This window comes from Streptomyces plumbidurans, assembly GCF_019857225.1.
Lineage (GTDB): Bacteria > Actinomycetota > Actinomycetes > Streptomycetales > Streptomycetaceae > Streptomyces > Streptomyces plumbidurans.
The window spans coordinates 55,095-73,873 of record NZ_JAFJSY010000039.1 but is presented as its reverse complement, the minus strand read 5'-3'; the positions used below and the strand labels follow the sequence as shown (position 1 = coordinate 73,873).

Annotated in this window: 16 protein-coding genes and 1 CRISPR repeat array; of the genes, 14 read left to right on the top strand and 2 right to left on the bottom strand. The window is 69.1% G+C overall.

The genetic code is table 11. From position 1 onward, the window contains the following. The first annotated feature begins 174 nt into the window (after nt 1-174). The 9 genes from cas3 to JYK17_RS24160 all read left to right on the top strand — a co-directional run bounded on the left by cas3 (nt 175) and on the right by JYK17_RS24160 (nt 12,619). A complete protein-coding gene (gene cas3 / locus JYK17_RS24200) occupies nt 175-3,102 on the top strand; it encodes a CRISPR-associated helicase Cas3' (RefSeq protein WP_222811170.1) in 2,928 nt (975 codons plus the stop codon). Continuing rightward, nucleotides 3,095-4,789, top strand: coding sequence for a type I-E CRISPR-associated protein Cse1/CasA (casA, locus tag JYK17_RS24195; RefSeq protein WP_222811169.1), 1,695 nt, complete (start codon nt 3,095-3,097; stop codon nt 4,787-4,789). The genes cas3 and casA overlap by 8 nt, the downstream gene beginning before the upstream one ends. Then, a complete protein-coding gene (casB, locus tag JYK17_RS24190; RefSeq protein WP_222811168.1) occupies nt 4,786-5,472 on the top strand; it encodes a type I-E CRISPR-associated protein Cse2/CasB in 687 nt (228 codons plus the stop codon). The genes casA and casB overlap by 4 nt, the downstream gene beginning before the upstream one ends. Then, nucleotides 5,469-6,662, top strand: coding sequence for a type I-E CRISPR-associated protein Cas7/Cse4/CasC (cas7e, locus tag JYK17_RS24185; protein WP_222811167.1), 1,194 nt, complete (start codon nt 5,469-5,471; stop codon nt 6,660-6,662). The genes casB and cas7e overlap by 4 nt, the downstream gene beginning before the upstream one ends. After that, nucleotides 6,659-7,381 carry a type I-E CRISPR-associated protein Cas5/CasD gene (gene cas5e, locus JYK17_RS24180; RefSeq protein ID WP_222811166.1) on the top strand — a complete coding sequence of 241 codons (723 nt, stop codon included), beginning with the start codon at nt 6,659-6,661 and terminating at the stop codon, nt 7,379-7,381. Before cas7e ends, cas5e begins: the two co-directional genes overlap by 4 nt. Beyond that, nucleotides 7,381-8,163 carry a type I-E CRISPR-associated protein Cas6/Cse3/CasE gene (cas6e, locus tag JYK17_RS24175; protein ID WP_222811165.1) on the top strand — a complete coding sequence of 261 codons (783 nt, stop codon included), beginning with the start codon at nt 7,381-7,383 and terminating at the stop codon, nt 8,161-8,163. The genes cas5e and cas6e overlap by 1 nt, the downstream gene beginning before the upstream one ends. A gap of 4 nt (nt 8,164-8,167) precedes the next feature. Further along, nucleotides 8,168-9,154 (top strand): type I-E CRISPR-associated endonuclease Cas1e, encoded by a 987-nt coding sequence (gene cas1e, locus JYK17_RS24170; protein WP_222811164.1) that lies wholly within the window; start codon nt 8,168-8,170, stop codon nt 9,152-9,154. Further along, nucleotides 9,151-9,504 carry a type I-E CRISPR-associated endoribonuclease Cas2e gene (gene cas2e, locus JYK17_RS24165; protein ID WP_222811163.1) on the top strand — a complete coding sequence of 118 codons (354 nt, stop codon included), beginning with the start codon at nt 9,151-9,153 and terminating at the stop codon, nt 9,502-9,504. Before cas1e ends, cas2e begins: the two co-directional genes overlap by 4 nt. 92 nt (nt 9,505-9,596) lie before the next feature. Continuing rightward, a CRISPR array of direct repeats spans nt 9,597-11,395; the repeat unit is 29 nt; unit sequence GTGCTCCCCGCGCCTGCGGGGATGGTCCC. Nucleotides 11,396-11,704: 309 nt separating this feature from the next. After that, the gene (locus JYK17_RS24160; protein WP_222811162.1) at nt 11,705-12,619 is read left to right on the top strand and encodes a phosphotransferase enzyme family protein; all 915 of its coding nucleotides are present in this window, start codon (nt 11,705-11,707) and stop codon (nt 12,617-12,619) included. Nucleotides 12,620-12,625: 6 nt separating this feature from the next. On the opposite strand, the gene JYK17_RS24155 is transcribed toward JYK17_RS24160, so the two are convergent. After that, nucleotides 12,626-14,002, bottom strand: a complete 1,377-nt coding sequence (locus JYK17_RS24155) for an NsdA family TPR-like regulatory protein (RefSeq protein WP_222811161.1) — start codon at nt 14,000-14,002, stop codon at nt 12,626-12,628. 207 nt (nt 14,003-14,209) lie between these two features. On the opposite strand from JYK17_RS24155, the gene JYK17_RS24150 reads away from it, so the two are divergent. Together JYK17_RS24150 and JYK17_RS24145 are read left to right on the top strand one after the other, a co-directional pair. Continuing rightward, nucleotides 14,210-14,767 carry an ATP-binding protein gene (locus JYK17_RS24150; RefSeq protein WP_222811160.1) on the top strand — a complete coding sequence of 186 codons (558 nt, stop codon included), beginning with the start codon at nt 14,210-14,212 and terminating at the stop codon, nt 14,765-14,767. A gap of 324 nt (nt 14,768-15,091) precedes the next feature. Continuing rightward, nucleotides 15,092-15,388: a hypothetical protein gene (locus JYK17_RS24145; RefSeq protein WP_222811159.1), complete on the top strand. Its 297-nt coding sequence runs from the start codon at nt 15,092-15,094 to the stop codon at nt 15,386-15,388. A gap of 407 nt (nt 15,389-15,795) precedes the next feature. Here the strand turns inward: JYK17_RS24145 and JYK17_RS24140 are convergent, their stop codons facing one another. Then, complete coding sequence (locus tag JYK17_RS24140; RefSeq protein ID WP_222811158.1) at nt 15,796-16,575, bottom strand: GntR family transcriptional regulator; 780 nt, start codon at nt 16,573-16,575, stop codon at nt 15,796-15,798. Between the two features lie 168 nt (nt 16,576-16,743). Here JYK17_RS24140 and JYK17_RS24135 point away from each other — a divergent pair, with 168 nt between their 5' ends. The 3 genes from JYK17_RS24135 to JYK17_RS24125 are packed head-to-tail and all read left to right on the top strand — an operon-like array spanning nt 16,744 to nt 18,586. Next, nucleotides 16,744-17,091, top strand: a complete 348-nt coding sequence (locus tag JYK17_RS24135) for an SCO3933 family regulatory protein (protein WP_222811157.1) — start codon at nt 16,744-16,746, stop codon at nt 17,089-17,091. Continuing rightward, nucleotides 17,091-18,392 carry an FtsK/SpoIIIE domain-containing protein gene (locus JYK17_RS24130; protein ID WP_222811175.1) on the top strand — a complete coding sequence of 434 codons (1,302 nt, stop codon included), beginning with the start codon at nt 17,091-17,093 and terminating at the stop codon, nt 18,390-18,392. Before JYK17_RS24135 ends, JYK17_RS24130 begins: the two co-directional genes overlap by 1 nt. Further along, the gene (locus tag JYK17_RS24125; protein WP_222811156.1) at nt 18,389-18,586 is read left to right on the top strand and encodes a hypothetical protein; all 198 of its coding nucleotides are present in this window, start codon (nt 18,389-18,391) and stop codon (nt 18,584-18,586) included. Before JYK17_RS24130 ends, JYK17_RS24125 begins: the two co-directional genes overlap by 4 nt. Nucleotides 18,587-18,779 lie beyond the last annotated feature (193 nt).

The window sequence follows — 18,779 nt, the reverse complement described above, 5'->3', positions numbered from 1 at the left end:
GTCCGGCGAAACGCCCTTATCGGTCTCTCGGGCTCCCGTCGCGGCGGACGATTGCGGATTCACGCGGGATCGTCCTCGTGCTGGCGTCTGTGCAGCGTTCTCTGCTGACGTTAGACCCTCTCCGTTTTCTCCATATCGGCTTCACGCATCATCTACATCCTGTATGTATCTGGCATGACAGGCGAAGGGGGCGCCCCGGTGGTTTTACGCGCCCGGCTGGGCAAACCGGCGTTGAGCGTATGGGCCAAGCACGAGCGGGATTCTGACAGGTGGCTGCCTTTGTGGCGCCACATGGAGGACAGCGCCGCCGTGGCCGGGCGGTTGTGGGACGAGTGGTTGCCGCTGTCCGTGCGGAGACTGATCGCCAGCGTGCTTCCTGGTGGGGAGGTGGATGCGCGCCGGCTGGTGGTGTGGCTGGCCGGTGTGCATGACATCGGGAAGGCGACGCCCGCGTTCGCCTGCCAGGTGGAGCAATTGGCGCAGGTCATGCGCGGCCACGGGCTGGATATGCGCTCGCGGGAGGCGATGGGTGCGGACCGGCGGTTCGCGCCGCACGGGCTGGCCGGGCAGGTGCTGTTGGGGGAGTGGCTGGAGGAGCGGCACGGCTGGACGGTCAAGCAGGCCGGGCAGTTCACGGTGGCGGTGGGTGGGCATCACGGGGTGCCGCCTGAGCACGGCCAGATCCAGGCGCTCGGCGGTCACCCACATCTGCTGCGTACGCACGGTTCGAGCCGGGCGCTGTGGAAGCGGGTGCAGGAGGAGTTGCTCGACGCGTGCGCGGACGAGTTCGGCGTACGGGAGTGTCTGGCGGCCTGGCAGGCGGTGAAACTGCCGCAACCAGTCCAGGTGCTGCTTTCTGCGCTGGTCATCGTCTCCGACTGGATAGCCAGCAATCCCGACCTCTTCCCCTACTTTCCCGAGGATGTACCCCGCACCGGCCCAGAGCGCATCGCTGCCGCCTGGCGTGGACTGGACCTGCCGGGTCCATGGCACGCAACGGAACTGGTCGGGGATGTGCAGGAGCTGTTCGCCTCCCGGTTCGACCTTCCGTCGGGGGCGAAGATCCGGCCGGTGCAGGAGGCGGCCGTGGAACTGGCCCGAGGCATGGACGAGCCGGGGCTGATGGTAATCGAGGCGCCGATGGGGGAGGGGAAGACGGAGGCCGCCCTCGCCGCTGTAGAGGTCCTTGCCTCGCGGTTCGGGGCAGGCGGTGTGTTCTTCGCGCTGCCGACCATGGCCACCGGCAACGCGATGTTCCCCCGACTGCTGGACTGGCTCGACCGTCTGCCGACTCCCGAGGGGACCCGCTACTCGGTGCAACTGGCCCACTCCAAGGCTGCCCTGAACGACGACTTCGCCGATCTGATGGGCAAGGGCCAGCGGATCGCAGCGGTCGACGTGGACGGGCCCCAGGAGCATGAGTCGCGGCCGACGAGCCGGAACCGTTTTGCTGCCGCCGAACTCGTCGCCCACGCCTGGCTGCGCGGGCGGAAGAAGGCCATGCTGTCGTCGTTCGTCGCGGGCACGGTCGATCAGCTGTTGTTCGCCGGGCTCAAGAGCAGGCACCTGGCGTTGCGTCACCTCGCGATCGCCGGGAAGGTCGTCGTCATCGACGAGGCGCACGCCTACGACACGTACATGAGCGTCTATCTCGACCGGGTGCTGTCGTGGCTGGGTGCTTACCGGGTGCCGGTGGTGGTGCTGTCCGCGACGCTGCCGGCCGGCCGGCGAAGGGAGTTGGCGGAGGCGTACGCGGGGAAGGCCACCGGTGAAGCCGCGGCCTCGTTCGACGCTGTCGCGCAGGCCGACGAGTATCCGCTCTTGACGGCGGTCACGCCCGGGGGCGAGCCGGTCATGCGGTGCCCTGAGGCCTCGGCCCGCGCCACGGACGTAGAACTGGAGCGGCTTGACGACGACTTGAATGTCCTAGCCGACCGGCTGGAGAAGGGACTCGCGGAAGGCGGCTGCGCCCTCGTCGTACGCAACACCGTGCGCCGTGTCCTGGAAGCAGCGGCTGCGCTGCGGGAGAGGTTCGGTGAGGCGAACGTCACCGTCGCCCACTCATGTTTCATCGACGTCGACCGTGCCGCCAAGGACGCAGGCCTCCTGAAAAGCTTCGGGCGACCGGGCAAGGCCGACCGGCCGCAGGCAGCGCACATTGTCGTCGCCAGCCAGGTCGCCGAGCAGTCCCTGGACGTCGACTTCGACCTGCTGGTCACCGACCTCGCCCCGGTTGACCTCATGCTGCAGCGCATGGGACGCCTGCACCGGCATCTGCGCGGCGGCGAGGAACAGACCGACCGGCCCAAGCGGCTGCGCCAGGCGCGCTGTTTGGTCACCGGCGTCGACTGGAGCGCCCCCGTACCCGCGCCGGTGCGCGGCTCGCTCGCCGTGTACGGGGCGTACGCGCTGCTGCGTTCCGCTGCCGTCCTGCTGCCGCACCTCGACGGCGGTCAGGAGCGCCCCGTAAGGCTGCCGGCGGATATCAGTCCACTGGTGCAGCGCGCTTACGCCGAAAAGCCCGACGGCCCGGCCGGTTGGGCGGAGGCGTTGGAAACCGCCCGCGCACACTTTGAGGCGCATCGCACGGACCAGGCCGAGCGGGCCGCGACGTTCCGGCTGGATGCCGCCGCCCGCCCGGGCCGGCCACTGTTCGGCTGGGTCGCAGCCGGGGTCGGCGACGCGGACGACACCCGCCAAGGACGGGCCCAAGTCCGCGACAGCCGCGAGAGCCTGGAGGTCGTGGTCGTACAGCGGCGCGCCGATGGCACTCTCGCCACGGTGCCGTGGCTCGCACCCGACCGCAAGGGCCGCTCCCGCGCCGGGTTGCCGCTGCCTACGGACCAGGTACCGACCGCTCTCGCGGCCCGTACCGCGGCGAGCTGCGGACTGCGGCTGCCGATTCAGTTCAGCTACGCCGACGTCATGGACCGGGCGATCGATGAACTTGAGGAGCTCTACATCCCCGCCTGGCAGGTGAAAGACAGTCACTGGCTCGCCGGCCAGCTGATCCTGCCGCTCGACGAGGATTGTCAGACCCACCTGGCAGGCTTCTGCCTCCGGTACAGCCCCAGTGACGGCCTTGAGGTGACCCGTGCCTGAAACCGACCAGAACAGCAGCGACGGTGTGCTGTCGTTCGACCTCACTGCCCGGACGTGGATCCCCGTGCTCAGAAGTGACGGCAGCCAGGACGAGCTGTCGCTGCGCCAGGTGTTCGAGCAGGCGCACTACCTGCGGCGCATCGTCGGTGACCTGCCCACCCAGGAGTTCGCCCTGGTCCGTCTGCTGCTCGCGGTCGCACATGACGCACTGCAGGGGCCGCAGGACACCGACGAGTGGGCAGAGTTGTGGGCGGACGAGACCTGCTTCGCGCCGGTCGGCGCGTACCTCGGAGCGCACCGAGGACGGTTCGACCTGCTGGATGCTGAGGCGCCGTTCTTCCAGACCGCAGGTTTACGCACGGCGAAGGACGAGGTGTTCTCCCTCAACCGGATCGTGGCTGACGTTCCTAACGGAGAACCGTTCTTCACTGCCCGTATGCCCACCGTCGAGCGGCTCACCTTCGCCGAGGCAGCCCGTTGGGTCGTGCACGCGCACGCCTACGACACCTCCGGCATCAAGACCGGCGTGGAGGGCGACAAGCGCGCCAAGGGAGGCAAGGTCTACCCGCTTGGCGTCGGTTGGGCCGGGAACCTCGGTGGTGTCTTGGTCGAGGGCCGCACCCTGCGGGAGACGCTGCTTTTGAATCTGGTGGCCGCAGACACCGCCAACCTGGAGATCGACGAAGCGGACGCACCGGCGTGGCGTAGAGAGCCGTGCGGCCCGGGGGGCGCCGAGCGCGCCCCGACCGGTGTACGCGACCTGTACACCTGGCAGACGCGGCGCCTGCGGCTCCACTTCGACGACACCGGTGTGCACGGCGTCGTCCTCGGTTACGGCGACCCGCTCACCGCCCGCGACCGTCAGCACCGAGAGCCGATGACCGCCTGGCGGCGAAGCAAGCCTCAGGAGGCAAAACTCCGCAAGAGTCCGGTCTATCTGCCTCGCGAGCACGCTCCTGAGCGTTCCGCATGGCGTGGGCTCGGCGCCCTGGTCGCCAACAAGGCCGTCACGGCTCAGGGACCGGAGCCTGCCGACCACCTGCGGCCGGGGATCTTGGAGTGGGTGGCCCGCCTGGTGACGGAGGGAGAACTGGAACGCGGCTTCCTCGTCCGGGCCCGGATCATCGGCGCACGCTACGGCACGCAGCAGTCGGTGATCGACGAGATCGTTGACGACCACGTGGCCATGGCCGTTGTCCTGCTTCATGAGCAGGACCGGCGCTATGCCGAGCAGGCCGTCGCGGCTGTCGGAGACGCCGACCTCGCGGTCAATGCGCTCGGTGACCTCGCCACCAACCTGGCCCGCGCGGCCGGTACCGAGACCGAAGGGCCGCGCTCGAACGCACGTGATCTCGCCTACGGTCTCCTAGAGGCCCCGTACCGCACCTGGCTCGCACACCTCGCTGACACAGACGACCCCTATGCGAAGCGCATTGACTGGCAGCAGCAGGTGTACGGGATCGTCAGCAAGCTCGGCGACCGACTGATGGCCGAGGCCGGGGACGCTGCCTGGCAGGGCCGAATCGTCCAGCTCAAGCACGGCACCGAGTGGCTCAACTCCGCGCTCGCCGGCAAGTGGTTCCGCGCCGCTCTGTACAAGGGCCTGGGGCTCGCTGATTCCCCCGACACGCCGCCGGACGTGGACGCAAGCCCGGCACCCGAAACCACCGTGAAGGCACCCGCATGACCACCGTCACCGCACCTGCCACGCCACGCGAACGCGTCGTCCGGCTTGCCGCCGGCCACATCACCGCCCTGCAACGGGGCTACCTTGATGACCAGCCTCATGCCGTCGGGGCCCTCGCCCGGCTCCGTCGCGGCGCCGGCCGGGAGGCAGGGCAGCTGCCCGATTTGTGGGCGCTGATCGACACCGGCCCCCTGCACGAAACGCCGGACGGTGCCCGGCCGTTGAGCGAGAGCGAACTGAACCGGGCCGAGGACGCCCTGCACGTCGCGCTCACCCTCTACGCGCTGCACCAGCAGTCCCGCCGCACTGGCATGTATCAGGCCGATCGGCCAGGCCGCCGCCGCGGCCTGGGAGCCGCGGTGCGCCGGATGATGAAGCCAGGCGAGATCGACGAACCCGTGCACAAGCGCCTGGTCCGGGCGGGCACCGCCCCCGACCTCGCCGTTCTTGCCCAGCGGCTGCGCGACATCGTCGTCCTGCTGCGCCGCGAGGACATCGAACTCGACCACGCCCAACTCGCCGGACAGCTCTATGTCTGGCAGTGGCCCGGCGGGGCGGACGCCGTTCGCAGGGAATGGGGCCGTTCGTTCCACTCCTGGCACGACAGGCCCATCGGCGGCACAACCCCCTCCGCCAGCTCCGACACGACCAGCGCTACGGACATCGACAAGGACGCCTCGTGAACCGCATCTTCCTCGACGTACACGCCCTGCAGACCGTCCCGCCCAGCAACCTCAACCGCGACGACACCGGCGCGCCGAAGACCGCGGTGTACGGGGGCGTGCCGCGCGCCCGCGTCTCCAGCCAGGCGTGGAAGCGAGCCACCCGTACGTACTTCAAGGACGAGCACCTGCTGGATGCGAGCGAGCTCGGCGTACGGACCAAGAAGATCGTGGAGGCGGTCGCCGAACGGATCACCGGCCTCGATCCCTCCCTCACCGGGGAGGCAGCACTGCGGATTGCGGACGAGACCGTGAAGGCCACGGGGCTGAAGACCGAGGTTCCCAAGCGCAAGGCGGCCGCGGCCAAGGACGGCGAGCCGGAACCAGCACCCCAGTCCAAATACCTGGTGTTTCTCAGCGCCCGCCAACTCGACGGGCTGGCCCGCCTCGCCGTCGAGGGCGCCGCCGACATCACGGCGTATCTGAAGGACAAGGAGAACAAGGGCCGGGCGAAGCAGATCGCGGACACCTTCCACTCTGTCGACATCGCCCTGTTCGGCCGCATGGTGGCCGACGACGCGGACATCAACGTCGACGCCGCTGTCCAGGTCGCTCACGCCATCAGCGTCCACCGTGTGGATAACGAGTCCGACTACTACACGGCCGTCGACGACGAGAACACCGACGCGGAGACCGGCGCCGGCATGATCGGCACCGTCGACTTCAACTCCGCCACCCTCTACCGCTATGCCGCCCTCGGTGTCCATCAACTCGCCGCCAACCTCGGACAGGGCCTGCGCGACGAGGAGCCGCGCACCGATCCGGTTCGCCGTGCCGTGGAGGCTTTCGTCCACGGCTTCGTCGCCTCCCTGCCCACCGGCAAGATCAACACCTTCGGGCACCACACACTGCCCGACGCCGTGATCGTCAAGCTGCGCACCACCCGGCCCGTCAGCTTCGTCGCCGCCTTCGAGGACCCGGTGCGCGGCGAGACGGGCGGCTATGTCCGTGAGGCCTCCGAGCGCCTGGCCGAGTACATCCCCGACATCGAGCGGGCCTACGGCGACGAAGACTCCACTCTCACCTGGGTCCTGCGCGTCGGCCCGAACACCCAGAAGCTCGCAGGGATTGGCACCGAGTCGCAGAACATCGGCGAACTCGTCGGCGCCGTCGGCCAGGCCGTCGCCGAGCGCCTGGAGAAGCCCGCATGAGCGTGCTGACCCTGAGGCTCGCGGGCCCCTTGCAGTCATGGGGGGCCTCGGCCCGCTTCGCGCGCCGTACTACCGAGTCCGCGCCCACCAAGAGCGGCGTCATCGGCATGCTCGCTGCCGCAGCCGGCATCGAACGCGGCGACGACGACAAGCTGAAACCGCTGGCCGCTTTGCGGTTCGGCGTCCGCATCGACCAGCCCGGCACCCGCGTACGGGACTTCCAGACGGCCCACCACGGCGTCACCGGCAAATCCATGCCGCTGTCCGAACGCTTCTACCTGGCCGACGCCGTGTTCGTCGCCGCTCTCGAAGGCGACCTCCGGGTACTCGCCGAACTGCACGCAGCGCTGCGCGCCCCGGTCTACGCACCGTTTCTCGGCCGCCGGTCCTGCCCGCCGTCCCTCCCCGTCGAGCTTGACCTCCACGAACACGCCTGTCTGCAGGACGCTCTGCGTGCGGAACCGTGGCAGGCCTCGCTCTGGTACCGCAGGCAGTGCCGCGGCCAGAACGATGTCGAACTGACTGTGCTGCGCGAGGCGGACGAGCACGAGCAGAACACGGCGGACACCCTGCGCGACCAGCCGCTCAGCTTCGCCGCCGAACAACGGCGACACGCCCTGCGCACCCAGGTCACCTACAGCGTGCGTATCCCCAACCCGTCCCCCCGGCACCTGCCCCGGCATGACCCGTTCGACGCCCTGGACGAAGAGAGCGCCTGATGTTCCTCACCCGCTTCCGCGTTAACGCCGCGCGGTCCGGTGCCCGCCGCCTGTTGTCCTCACCGCAGGCCATGCACGCGGCCGTCATGTCGTCCTTTCCGGCACTGCTGCCCACCGACACACCCCCCTCAGACGGCCCGCGGGTACTGTGGCGGCTGGACCACACCACCCGCGCCGAAGTCATGCTGTACATCGTCAGTCCCGACCGGCCCGACCTCACCCACCTCGTCGAACAAGCTGGCTGGCCCGCCGCAGCCGCCGCCGATCCGGTCGAGCCGGGCTGGCAGAGCCGCCCCTACGGCCCGCTCCTCGACCGGCTCGCCACCGGCGACCGGTGGGCGTTCCGCCTCACCGCCAACCCCGTCCACCACGTCCGCCGCAAGGACGACGAACCGACCAAGCGCACCGCACATCTCACCCCGGTGCACCAGATGGGCTGGCTCCTCAAGCGCCAGGAAAGCTGCGGCTTCCGCGTACTGGAAAAGGCGGACAACGCCCGGCTGCTTCCCAGCGGCACCACTCACGCCAAGGCGCCCCACCACGGTGACCGATACGAACTGACCGTCCGCGACAAACGCGCCCTCGCCTTCGACAAGTCGCGTGCCACTGGCCCCCATGGAGGTCGCCGGGCACCCGTAAGCCTGGTCACCGTTACCTTCGACGGCCGCCTTGAGGTCACCGAACCGCAGTTGCTGCGCCGCGCCCTGACCCATGGGATCGGGAAGGCCAAGGCCTACGGCTGCGGCCTGCTCACCCTGGCGCCACTCGGCACGACAAGGTGAGACGGTGACCACAGTCTCCCGGCGCGCCGCGCTCAGCCCACGCCAGCTCACCCGCACCGGCGAACGGCTGTCCTTTGTCTACCTCGAACGCTGCACCGTGCACCGGGACGCCAACGCCATCACCGCCGAGGACGCCGACGGCACCACCCACATTCCGTCGGCGACCATCGGAACCCTCCTCCTCGGGCCCGGCACCCGCATCACCCACCAGGCGATGAGCGTCCTGGGTGAAACCGGCGCCGCCGTCTGCTGGGTCGGAGAACAGGGCGTGCGCTACTACGCCGGCGGCCGCGCCCTGACCCGTTCCTCGGCCCTCGCCGAAGCACAAGCCGTGCAGTGGGCCAACACCCGCAGCCGGCTCGCCGTCGCCCGCGCCATGTACCGACTGCGCTTCCCCGACGAGGACCCCGCCGGCCTCACCCGCCAAGAACTCCTCGGCCGCGAAGGCAGCCGTGTCAAGGACTGCTACCGGGCCCAGTCCGCCCGCACCGGCGTCCCCTGGCGCGGCCGCCGCTACACCCCCGGTGACTTCACCAGCGGCGACCCGGTCAACCAGGCCGTCACCGCCGCCGCCCAGTGCATGTACGGCATCGCCCACGCAGTCATCGCCTCCCTCGGCTGCAGTCCCGCACTCGGTTTCGTCCACTCCGGCCACGAACTGTCCTTCGTCCTGGACATCGCAGACTTGTACAAGACGGAGATCGGCATCCCACTCGCCTTCGACATCGCCGCCGAGGACGAGGAAGACGTCGGCCCGCGCACCCGCCGTGCGCTGCGGGATCGCATCAACGAGAAATCCCTGCTCGACCGCTGCGTCAACGACATCAAGCGTCTCCTGTTACCGGAGACTGCTTCGGCCGGGGCGACGAACGACGACCTTGGCGTGGTCACCCTCCACACCGACGGCGGCCACACCGTCGCTGCGGGCCGCAATTACGGCGGCGGAGCCCATGATCATGACTCCTACGCCGACGCGGAGCTGTCCTGGTGACCGTCATCGTCCTCACCAACTGTCCGCCCGGCCTGAGAGGCTTCCTCACCCGCTGGCTCCTCGAGATCTCCGCAGGCGTCTTCATTGGCAATCCGTCCGCCCGAGTCCGCGACCTGCTCTGGGACGAGGTCCAGCAGTACGCCCACCAGGGCCGCGCCCTCCTTGCCCACACGACGAACAACGAACAGGGCTTCACCTTCCGCAGCCATGACCATGCCTGGCATCCGGTCGACCACGAAGGCCTGACCCTGATCCGCCGCCCGAACACTCAGAGCTCCTCAAACGGCCCGAGCGCGCCACGAAAAGGCTGGAGTAACGCATCCAAGCGACGGCGGTACGGCAAAGGCTGAGGTGCGCAATGACCCTTATTTCCTCTATGTCGGAGTCGGTGAAACTGCTTCAGAATGACCTGTCTCCGTGGCAAAGCAGCAGGTCATAAAGTGTGCTCCCCGCGCCTGCGGGGATGGTCCACACTCCCGGCGACGTGTAGTCGGTCGCGCTGGGGTGCTCCCCGCGCCTGCGGGGATGGTCCTCCGTTATTTCGTGGCCAACCTCGAACCGTTCCGTGCTCCCCGCGCCTGCGGGGATGGTCCCACCTCCCGCTGGTGCTCCATGGTGCGCGGGGTGTGCTCCCCGCGCCTGCGGGGATGGTCCCCGGTTCGGGACACTCACATCGGTGGCGACCAGGTGCTCCCCGCGCCTGCGGGGATGGTCCCTGGGTGACCTGCGAGCCGCTGCTCTTGCCGGTGTGCTCCCCGCGCCTGCGGGGATGGTCCCTGGGTGACCTGCGAGCCGCTGCTCTTGCCGGTGTGCTCCCCGCGCCTGCGGGGATGGTCCCTGGGTGACCTGCGAGCCGCTGCTCTTGCCGGTGTGCTCCCCGCGCCTGCGGGGATGGTCCCTGGGTGACCTGCGAGCCGCTGCTCTTGCCGGTGTGCTCCCCGCGCCTGCGGGGATGGTCCCTGGGTGACCTGCGAGCCGCTGCTCTTGCCGGTGTGCTCCCCGCGCCTGCGGGGATGGTCCCGTGCCGTAGTTGGCGCGGTAGAGCTTGCGGTTGTGCTCCCCGCGCCTGCGGGGATGGTCCCTGGCGGGGACGGGACGGCCGATCCCAGCCCGGGTGCTCCCCGCGCCTGCGGGGATGGTCCCGACCGGCAGCCGTCGAGGAGCAGTACCCCAACGTGCTCCCCGCGCCTGCGGGGATGGTCCCAACCGGCTCACCGACGCGCAATTGGACCAGCGGTGCTCCCCGCGCCTGCGGGGATGGTCCCCGCACCAAGAACAACACCCGCGAGTACCACATGTGCTCCCCGCGCCTGCGGGGATGGTCCCCGCGAACTCGTCCTCATCGCCCGCCAGATCCTGTGCTCCCCGCGCCTGCGGGGATGGTCCTCACGGCCCCGGCGCGTACGGCATCGTGGAGCCGTGCTCCCCGCGCCTGCGGGGATGGTCCTCGGGCTACGTCAACCGCCTCAACGCCGCCCTCGTGCTCCCCGCGCCTGCGGGGATGGTCCCGTGAGCCTTCAGCGGCTCGGTGTCGACGCTGAGTGCTCCCCGCGCCTGCGGGGATGGTCCCACGCCGCCGCCGTCGCCGAGCTCCGCCAGTTCGTGCTCCCCGCGCCTGCGGGGATGGTCCCCCCAACTGGGTGGAAGAACGGCGCGCCCCGATGTGCTCCCCGCGCCTGCGGGGATGGTCCCAGCGCCACGTCCGACGTCGCCGCGGTCAGACCGTGCTCCCCGCGCCTGCGGGGATGGTCCCCGGGCCGTCAGCCTCCCCAAGATGCGCGCCCGGTGCTCCCCGCGCCTGCGGGGATGGTCCCGGATCGCGGCGCGGGCGGCCTTGACGTTCTGCGCGCTCCCCGCGCCTGCGGGGATGGTCCCTGGGACAGGTCCCATCCGGTGCGGCGCGGGCTGTGCTCCCCGCGCCTGCGGGGATGGTCCCCCCGACAACAAGGGCAAGGACACCCCGATGACCTGCTCCCCGCGCCTCCGGGGATGGTCCCTCCAGCTCGTCAAGAAGGGAGTCCTTGGTCGGGTGCTCCCCGCGCCTGCGGGGATGGTCCCACGGTGGCGGCCACGAGGAGCGCGGCGGTGAAGTGCTCCCCGCGCCTGCGGGGGTGGTCCCTACTCGGCTCGCCTCTTCGAGGACTTCCCCGCGTGCTCCCCGCGCCTGCGGGGATGGTCCCGTCGGTCATGGTGTGGATCTGCCAGGCGGTGAGTGCTCCCCGCGCTTGCGCGGATGGTCAGGCAACCGGTAACTGACCGGCTTCAAAAATGTCGAGTGGAAGGCTACGGTTCACGCGCCTCGGGCCCTCAGGGAAGAAGTCAGCGAGCGTCGCAGGCCTACCGTACTGACAGCGTTGGCCGCCCGGCGACCCGCGAGGCCACTCGATGAACGCTATGCCTAAGCGGGCGTGTGCCGCGTACTCGAATGCCGCCACTCGCCTCGATCGGCCGCTGCTGGGTACGTTCATGGTCGTGTCTGGCGCACGCCGGGTTGGTCACCCGTAGGCGTGCTCCGGTTGATCGCGCGCGACTAGGGGAGCTGGTACGGGCATGGCGGTTGACGCTGCTCGATCGGAAGAGGGGTTCACGTCGGCGAGGGCTGCGCGGGTGATGGCTGCCGCGTGCCGGGCTGCTGGACTCGACGACAGAGGCGCGGAGTTGATCAGGCTCGGGGAGAACGCGCTGTTTCGGCTGGCCTCCGTGCCGGTAATCGTCCGTGTCACCCGTGGGGAAGAGTGGTTGCCCAGGGCCCGTACCGAAGTGGCCGTGTCGCGGTGGTTGGCGGGGGAAGGGTTCCCGGCCGCTCGGATCGTCGAGGATCTGGAGCAGCCTGTTGTGATCGACGGTCATCCGGTGACCTTCTGGCACCTGATCGTTGAGGGTGACCGTAAGGCCACCTACGGGGAGTTGGGCGGCATCCTGCGGGAGCTGCACTCGCTGACCCTGCCGGAAGGTTTGGTACTTCCGTCCTTTGAGCCCTTCGACAAGCAGGAGCTGCGGCTCGACCGGGCTGTGATCCCGGATGACGACAGGGCGTTCTTGCGGAAGCGGTGGCGGGAACTGCGGGACAAGTACGCGGAGTTGCGGTTCGAGACGCCGAAGGGGCCGGTGCACGGGGATGCCCATGTGCAGAACCTCATGGTGGACGAGCAGGGGCGCGTGCTCCTCATCGACTTCGAGGCGTTCTGTTACGACCACCCTGAGTGGGATCTCATGGTGACGGCGGTGGAGCATCACAGCCTTGGCTGGCAGACAGACGAGCAGTACGCCGACTTCGTGGCTGCGTATGGGCGCGACCTGTACGACTGGCCCGGTTACGAGACGCTTCGGGGCATCCAAGAGTTCGGCATGACGACCTGGCTCATGCAGAACATTCGGGAGGACGAGGAGACCGCGGCCGAGTACCGCCGGCGCATCGCAGGTTTGCGGAACGACGATGCGCCACGGGACTGGCGGCCCTGGTAGCTACTGCTACTCGTCGTCCTCGTCCAGGCGGCTGAGGGCGTCGCGCACCTTCTCGTTGAAGGCGGCCACGGCGGGGTTCGTGACGTGCACGCTGACCTCGTTCTGGAAGTCGGTCACGTAGCGCTGGAATCGGGTGGACTGGAGGGAATCGCCGCCGTCGACTGCGAGGCTCGCGGTGGTGACGGCGGCTTCCAACTCTCCGTTGAGTAGCTGGCTTTGGGCAAGCACCATGCGGCAAAAGCCCAGAGTGCGGGCGTATTTCGGGTCGGTGTTGTCCACGGCGCGCTGCGCCTGTTCGACGGCTTCCCTGCGCATCTTGAGGTCGCGGAAGCAGTGGCAGAGTTCGCCCATGAGTTCCGCTTCGTCGAAGTAGCCGAGCCAGGCCGGGTCTTCGGCAGCGTTGGCGCGCTCGAAGTGGCGTTCGGCCTCGTTCATCGCGCGGCCTGCCCCGGTGTGGTCGCCTGCGTTGGAGAGAGCGCGGGCTTCCATCGCCGAGTTCAAGGCCATGGCGCGTGGGGTGGCTCGTCCGTGGGCGCCCTCGACGGCGGCGCGGGCGAGTTGGATGGCCTGGGCGTGGTTGCCGAGGTAGTTCGCCTGGTGGCTGAGGTTGCCCAGGATGCGGGCGCCGAACATGCGGTCGTCGATGACCTGGGATAGGCGCAGTGTGGAGGTGAGATAGCGGTGGGCGAGTCGGTGATTACCGGCGTCGTAGGCGGTCCACGCGAGTAATTGGGAGACCTCGGCGGCGGCGCCGAACAGTGCCGTGCCTACCTTCTCGGTGTAGCTCGCGTTCAGGAGGGGCAGCACTTCGTGCCGGAAGTAGTGGCGTAGTGCTTTGTGGCCGTGGCCTCCGCCGTATTTGAAGTCCAGCGCCATGAACGTTCCGGCGGCGTCTCTGATCGCCCTGACGTCACGCATGCCCACTCGTTGGTGAGCGGGTCTGTCGGCCTGGATGCCGTCGGGGCGCGCGATGATCCATGACAGGACGGCTGAGCTGAGGTCGGCCTCCGCGATGATCAGTTGGTCCGAGACCGGGGCGTCGGCGCGTTCCTGGGCGAGTCCGTCAAGGGTGGACAGGACATCCGGCACTGTCCTGGGGTAGCCGATCGGCTCCGGCGTGGTCGCCTGTGTGTCGCCGAAGAAACCGAGATCGCCGGGTGTGATGCGGCGGCCGAGTTTGGCTGACAGGACATGCGCCATGATCGCCGCTGTCTGCGGCCGGATGCTCGAGCCGTCTCGCCATCGCTTGACTGAGACATGCGTTGTGCCCAGCTCGATGCCCCGACGGTCGGCCTCGTCGGTCATGCGTTTCGCAAGGCCCTTGTTCGAGATCTTCGCTTCGTCCATGACGGCGATTAAGTGCGCGTTTGGCTCTCGGCTCATGCTCCCCTGCCAACCCGAGAATGACGGCGAGTATTCATCGTGGCACAGCAGTATCGGTCCGGGGGGTTCATTCGCGAACCCCCTTTGCCTTTGCGCGTGTTCACGTGAACCCCCTGATGAACGCTCCCGCGTCAGCTGCCCGCGCCGTTCACTGGTCGGCACAGATCGGCGGGCGAGAGGGCCCGCCAGCACTCGGGAGGGAACGCGGTGGAAGTGCGGCAGAGCAAACACGCAGCGAACGCCTCGACGGCGGGCCCTCCGCGTCACTCGGTGCACGATGCGGCCAACGGCCATTTCCGGGCGATGACGCTTTATGCGGAGGACCCGGACTGCGTGAAGGCGGCGCGGGACATGGTCGGTTCCTACCTCCGAACCTGGGGCATCGCGTACGCGGTCGATGACGCGCAGCTCATCACGTCGGAGCTGGTCGGCAACGTCGTGCACCACGCCATTCCGGATGACTGCCTGGCGGCACCTGGAGCTGGGCGCCGTATCGACGTGTGGCTCATGAACTGGCCCGGTCTGCTGGCGATCGGCGTTTCGGATGAGGACTCGTCCCCGCCCGACCTTCCGGGTGGTGAGTTCATCTCGCCGGACCTGGCGGGGGATTTCGTCGAGGCGCTGTTGCCAGACCGGGGGCGCGGCCTGCTGATCATTCAGCGTTTGGCTGACGCGCTCTGGTGGTCGCCAGGACTCAACGGCGGCGGCAAGACGGTCTGGGCTCGCCTGGACCTTGACCGGCTCTGGGCCGAGAACTCGGCCTGACAGACGCCGGGTCGCCGCCCCGATCTGCTCCCCTCGCGATCGGGAGTGGGCGGCGATCCGGTCACTGGTCGGAGTCTGACCACTCCGGCCGAAGGGGCGCGGCCTCTCGGACGTCCGGGGGCTCCCCTCCCGCGTGAGGGGCCGCGCTTCACAACCCAATACCGAGACCGGGCCACCCCATCAGCCCTGGAAAGCGAAGGGTGGCCCGGCTGGGAACACGGCGGTTCCCGGTGCCTGATGGTACCGGGGCCGTCGTGCTGCATTTGTGCCCTGGGCCAAGGAAGTTGACGATCCGTTACGTAGATCAGGGCAGAGGTGGGCAAGGTGACTGGCTTCGGTGAGGACTGGCTGAACGACGGTCTCGACGTGCCGGGCGTGGACTCCGGTCTCTGGGTGTCCGGCGTCGACTACATCGCGGCGTGGCGTGAGGCGCACGAGGCCGCTGATCGGCTCAACCGGGCGCTCCTGGGTATGGGATTCGAGCTGTCCGCCGTGCGGGCCGTGGCATCGACGGATGAGGGCGGGCGCGGGGTCGTGCGGCTGGCGGGCTGGCCCGGTGCGGTGGAGCGGCTCGCTGGGTTGCTGGAGGCGCGCACGGGTGGCGACGGTGGTGCAGCATGAGGCGTCTTCTCGCTGGTGAGCGGTGCACGTGGGCACGTCGCCGGCCGGAGAGACTTTGGGCTGGAGCTGCCATGGGGCGAGTGAACAGGGGGCCTTACGCTCGCCAGCGGATCGGGCAGTCCTTGGACCTGCCCGCAATAGCCCGATCGGCCCCCTGTTCTTCGAGGCTCGCCCCATGGTGGCTGCCTAAAGTCTCGGAGGCCGTCGACCCCCAGCCCACCACGCCCCGGCCCGCGACGGCCGGTTGTCGCCTCGACTCCCTTGGCGTGCTGCGGGTGGGGGCGTCCGGCGACCGGACGGGACCGGCGGCCACGCCGCACGCCCGGCCGGGGCGGCCGGGCGGCCCGGCGCGCCGCAGGCGCGCCCTTGAGGAAGTGAAGGGTGTTTCGACCGATTCCGGTTGCCACTCAGGCGCGGGCGCGTCGCGCGGGCTGCTTGTCAGCGGTGATCCGGTACGAGACTTCAGCGCGGTCCGCACCGACGCGGAGTTCTTCGAGGATCAGGGGCCGGTTGTCGGTGTCGTGAGTGACCCGTGCGAGGTGCAGGATCGGGGTCGCGTCCGGGAGCTTCATCGTGGCCCGCTCGTCGGGCAGTGGCATCCGGGCGCGTACTGTCTCGGACCAGCTCAGCTTGTGGCCGTCCTCGGTGAGCAGACGGTAGAACGCCGCTGGGCGCTTGCACGGCTCCTCGGCAAGCAGCGGGACGATCTCGGCGACCTCAAACGGGATCAAGGTGCGGTGCATGGCTCGTGTCCCGGTGCTCGGATCGATGAGCAGACGGTCGCAGCCGAACAGGGCTTCATCCGTGTCGAGTTGGAGCAGGTGGCCTGTGTCCTTCGTGGTGCGGGCGCGGTACGCGGCCGGGGCCTCGGCCTCTTGCCAGATGTCGCCGTTGGGCATGACGAACTTGCCCTCGGTGGTACGGCTGATGCGTCGCTCAAGGGTGAGTACGGGCTGTCCGCTGGAGCGTACGAAACTGCCCTTGCCGTGACGGACGTCGATGAGGCCTTCCGCGCGCAGAGCCGCGATGGCGTTGCGGACGGTCGGCCGCGACACCTCGTAGCGGGCCATGAGCTGTGCCTCGGACGGCAACAGGGAGTCGGGCGCGAACTCGCCGGACAGGATCGCTTCGCGGATGGCGGCGGCCACCTGCTGGTAAAGGGCGCCGGGACGCTGGATCTCCGACATCTGGGTGTCTCCGTCGGGTTGGGGTCATAGTCACGTCGCACGCGCGACATCACTCGTCAGCATAAGTAGTTGCACTCGTCCCGTACAGAGCTCCATAGTCGTAACTCGTAAGGACAAGTGACGTCAGCACTATAGCTGACGTCCCGACTGGCCAAGGAGGCCGACGAAATGCAGTCCATTCCCGTGGACACGGCACGGCTGGGCGTACTGCGGTGCGCCAACGTGCCCGAAGTGAAGTTCAGTAACTTCGAGACGCAGGAGGTGAAGAAGGACCGAGACGGCAACCCGGTGTACACCGTGGCCGTCATCGTGCGGCCGGACGGGCGGCGTATATCCGTCATCGAGATCGCCGTGAGCGGTGAGCCCCAGGGGCTCGAACCGGGCCAGGCCGTCAAGGTCACCGGACTGACGGCGTTCGTCTGGGCGATGGGCGACCGCAACGGCGTCAGCTTCCGCGCGGACGCCGTCACGCCTGCGCACGCAACTCCCGCGCAGCGCAAGGGCGGTGACGCGTGATGGGACCCATCCTGCTCGCCCTCGGCGTGGCAGCGCTGGCCTGGGTGCTCGTGGTCGGTGACCTGGTTCGCCGGCATCGCCCGGTCTGGCACTGGTACCTCGTCGGCTACATGGTGACCGCGTGCCGGGTGCTCGCGACGTGGCGCAAGGTCGCCATGCTCAATGACCTCGCGGTGTCACGTCGCCCGCCGCGCGGGCTGCTCGGGGACCTGGTGGTCAAGGGCGACCCGCTGCGCCCGGTGGCTCCCCGGATCTCGTTCCCGCGGGCTACCCGCGTGGGCCTGACCGTGACGGTGCGGCTGCACGCGGGCCAGACCCCGGCGACGTATCTGAAGGCAGCTGACGCCCTGGTGCACGCGTGGAAGGTTCACGCGGTCCGGGTCACCTCACCGGAACGCGGCCTCGTGTTGCTGACGGCGACAGCCACGGATCCGCTGGAACGCCCTGGGTTAGCCACGGCCCCGGCCGAACTCCTCTCCGCGCTCATCGGCGTCCTGGAGAGCGGCGGCGCCTGGGTGATGAACCTACGGCTCGTGCCGCACTGGCTGATCGCCGGGGCGACTCGCTCGGGTAAGTCCACGTTGCTGGCACGGCTGATCACCCAACTCGCGGGGCAGCCCGTCGCCCTGGTCGGCATCGACTGCAAGGGCGGCATGGAACTCGGCCTGTTCGCCGGGCGGTTGAGCGCGCTGGCCACGTGCAGGCGTGAGGCGGTGACCGTGCTCTCTGCCCTGGTGGTCGACATGCAAGCCCGGATGAGTGCCTGCCGGACGGCGGGTGTCCGCTCGATCTGGGAGCTGCCCGACAAGCTGCGTCCGGTGCCCGTCGTCGTGATCGTCGACGAGATCGCGGAACTCTATCTTTCCGACGGCACGCGCGAGAGCAGGGCAGAGACGGAGCAGTGCTCGACGCTCCTGCTCCGCCTCGCCCAACTCGGGGCCGCGCTCGGCCTGCACCTGGTCGTCGCCGGACAGCGCGTCGGCTCCGACCTCGGCCCCGGCGTCACCGCCCTGCGAGCGCAGCTCGGCGGCCGGATCTGCCACCGGGTCAACGACCCCGGTACGGCAGAGATGACCTTGGGCGACCTGAACAAGGACGCCGTGGCCGTCGCGCAGTCGATCACGGCGGAGGAACGCGGCGTGGCCGTGTGCACGGGACCGGACGGCGGCTGGAGCCGCGCCCGCTCCCACCTCACGCCGACCGAAGAGGCCATAGCGATCGCGCGGAAGTACTCGACCGTTGCTCCCGTACTGCCCACCCTGCACGGCGCCGTCGAGGTGCTGGAAGGAGACGACCAGTGATCAGCGAAGGAACGGCGGTCACGTTCGCGGTGATCTTCGGGATCATCACCGTCCTCCTCGTCCGCTCCCGTGATGTGCGGGCCTGGGAAGCGGTCTGCGTCGGCCTCTTCGGCCTCTACCTGGGCCAGACCCCGGTGGTCTTCACCATCCACGGACTCGTCACCTGGCTCGTCAGCGGCTTCTCCCACACCTGAGCAGAAAGGACGCACGGCCATGCCGATGCCTCGCGTGAGGTGCCCCCACTGCAAGGGCGACGGAGCCCGCAAGACCTGGACCGGACGGCTGCGGCGCTGCCGCGTCTGCCGGGGCACCGGAACCATCCGCTGAACCCCACCCCGCCTGCCGCACAAGAAAGGTGATCCCCATGACGGACCACGCGCCACCACC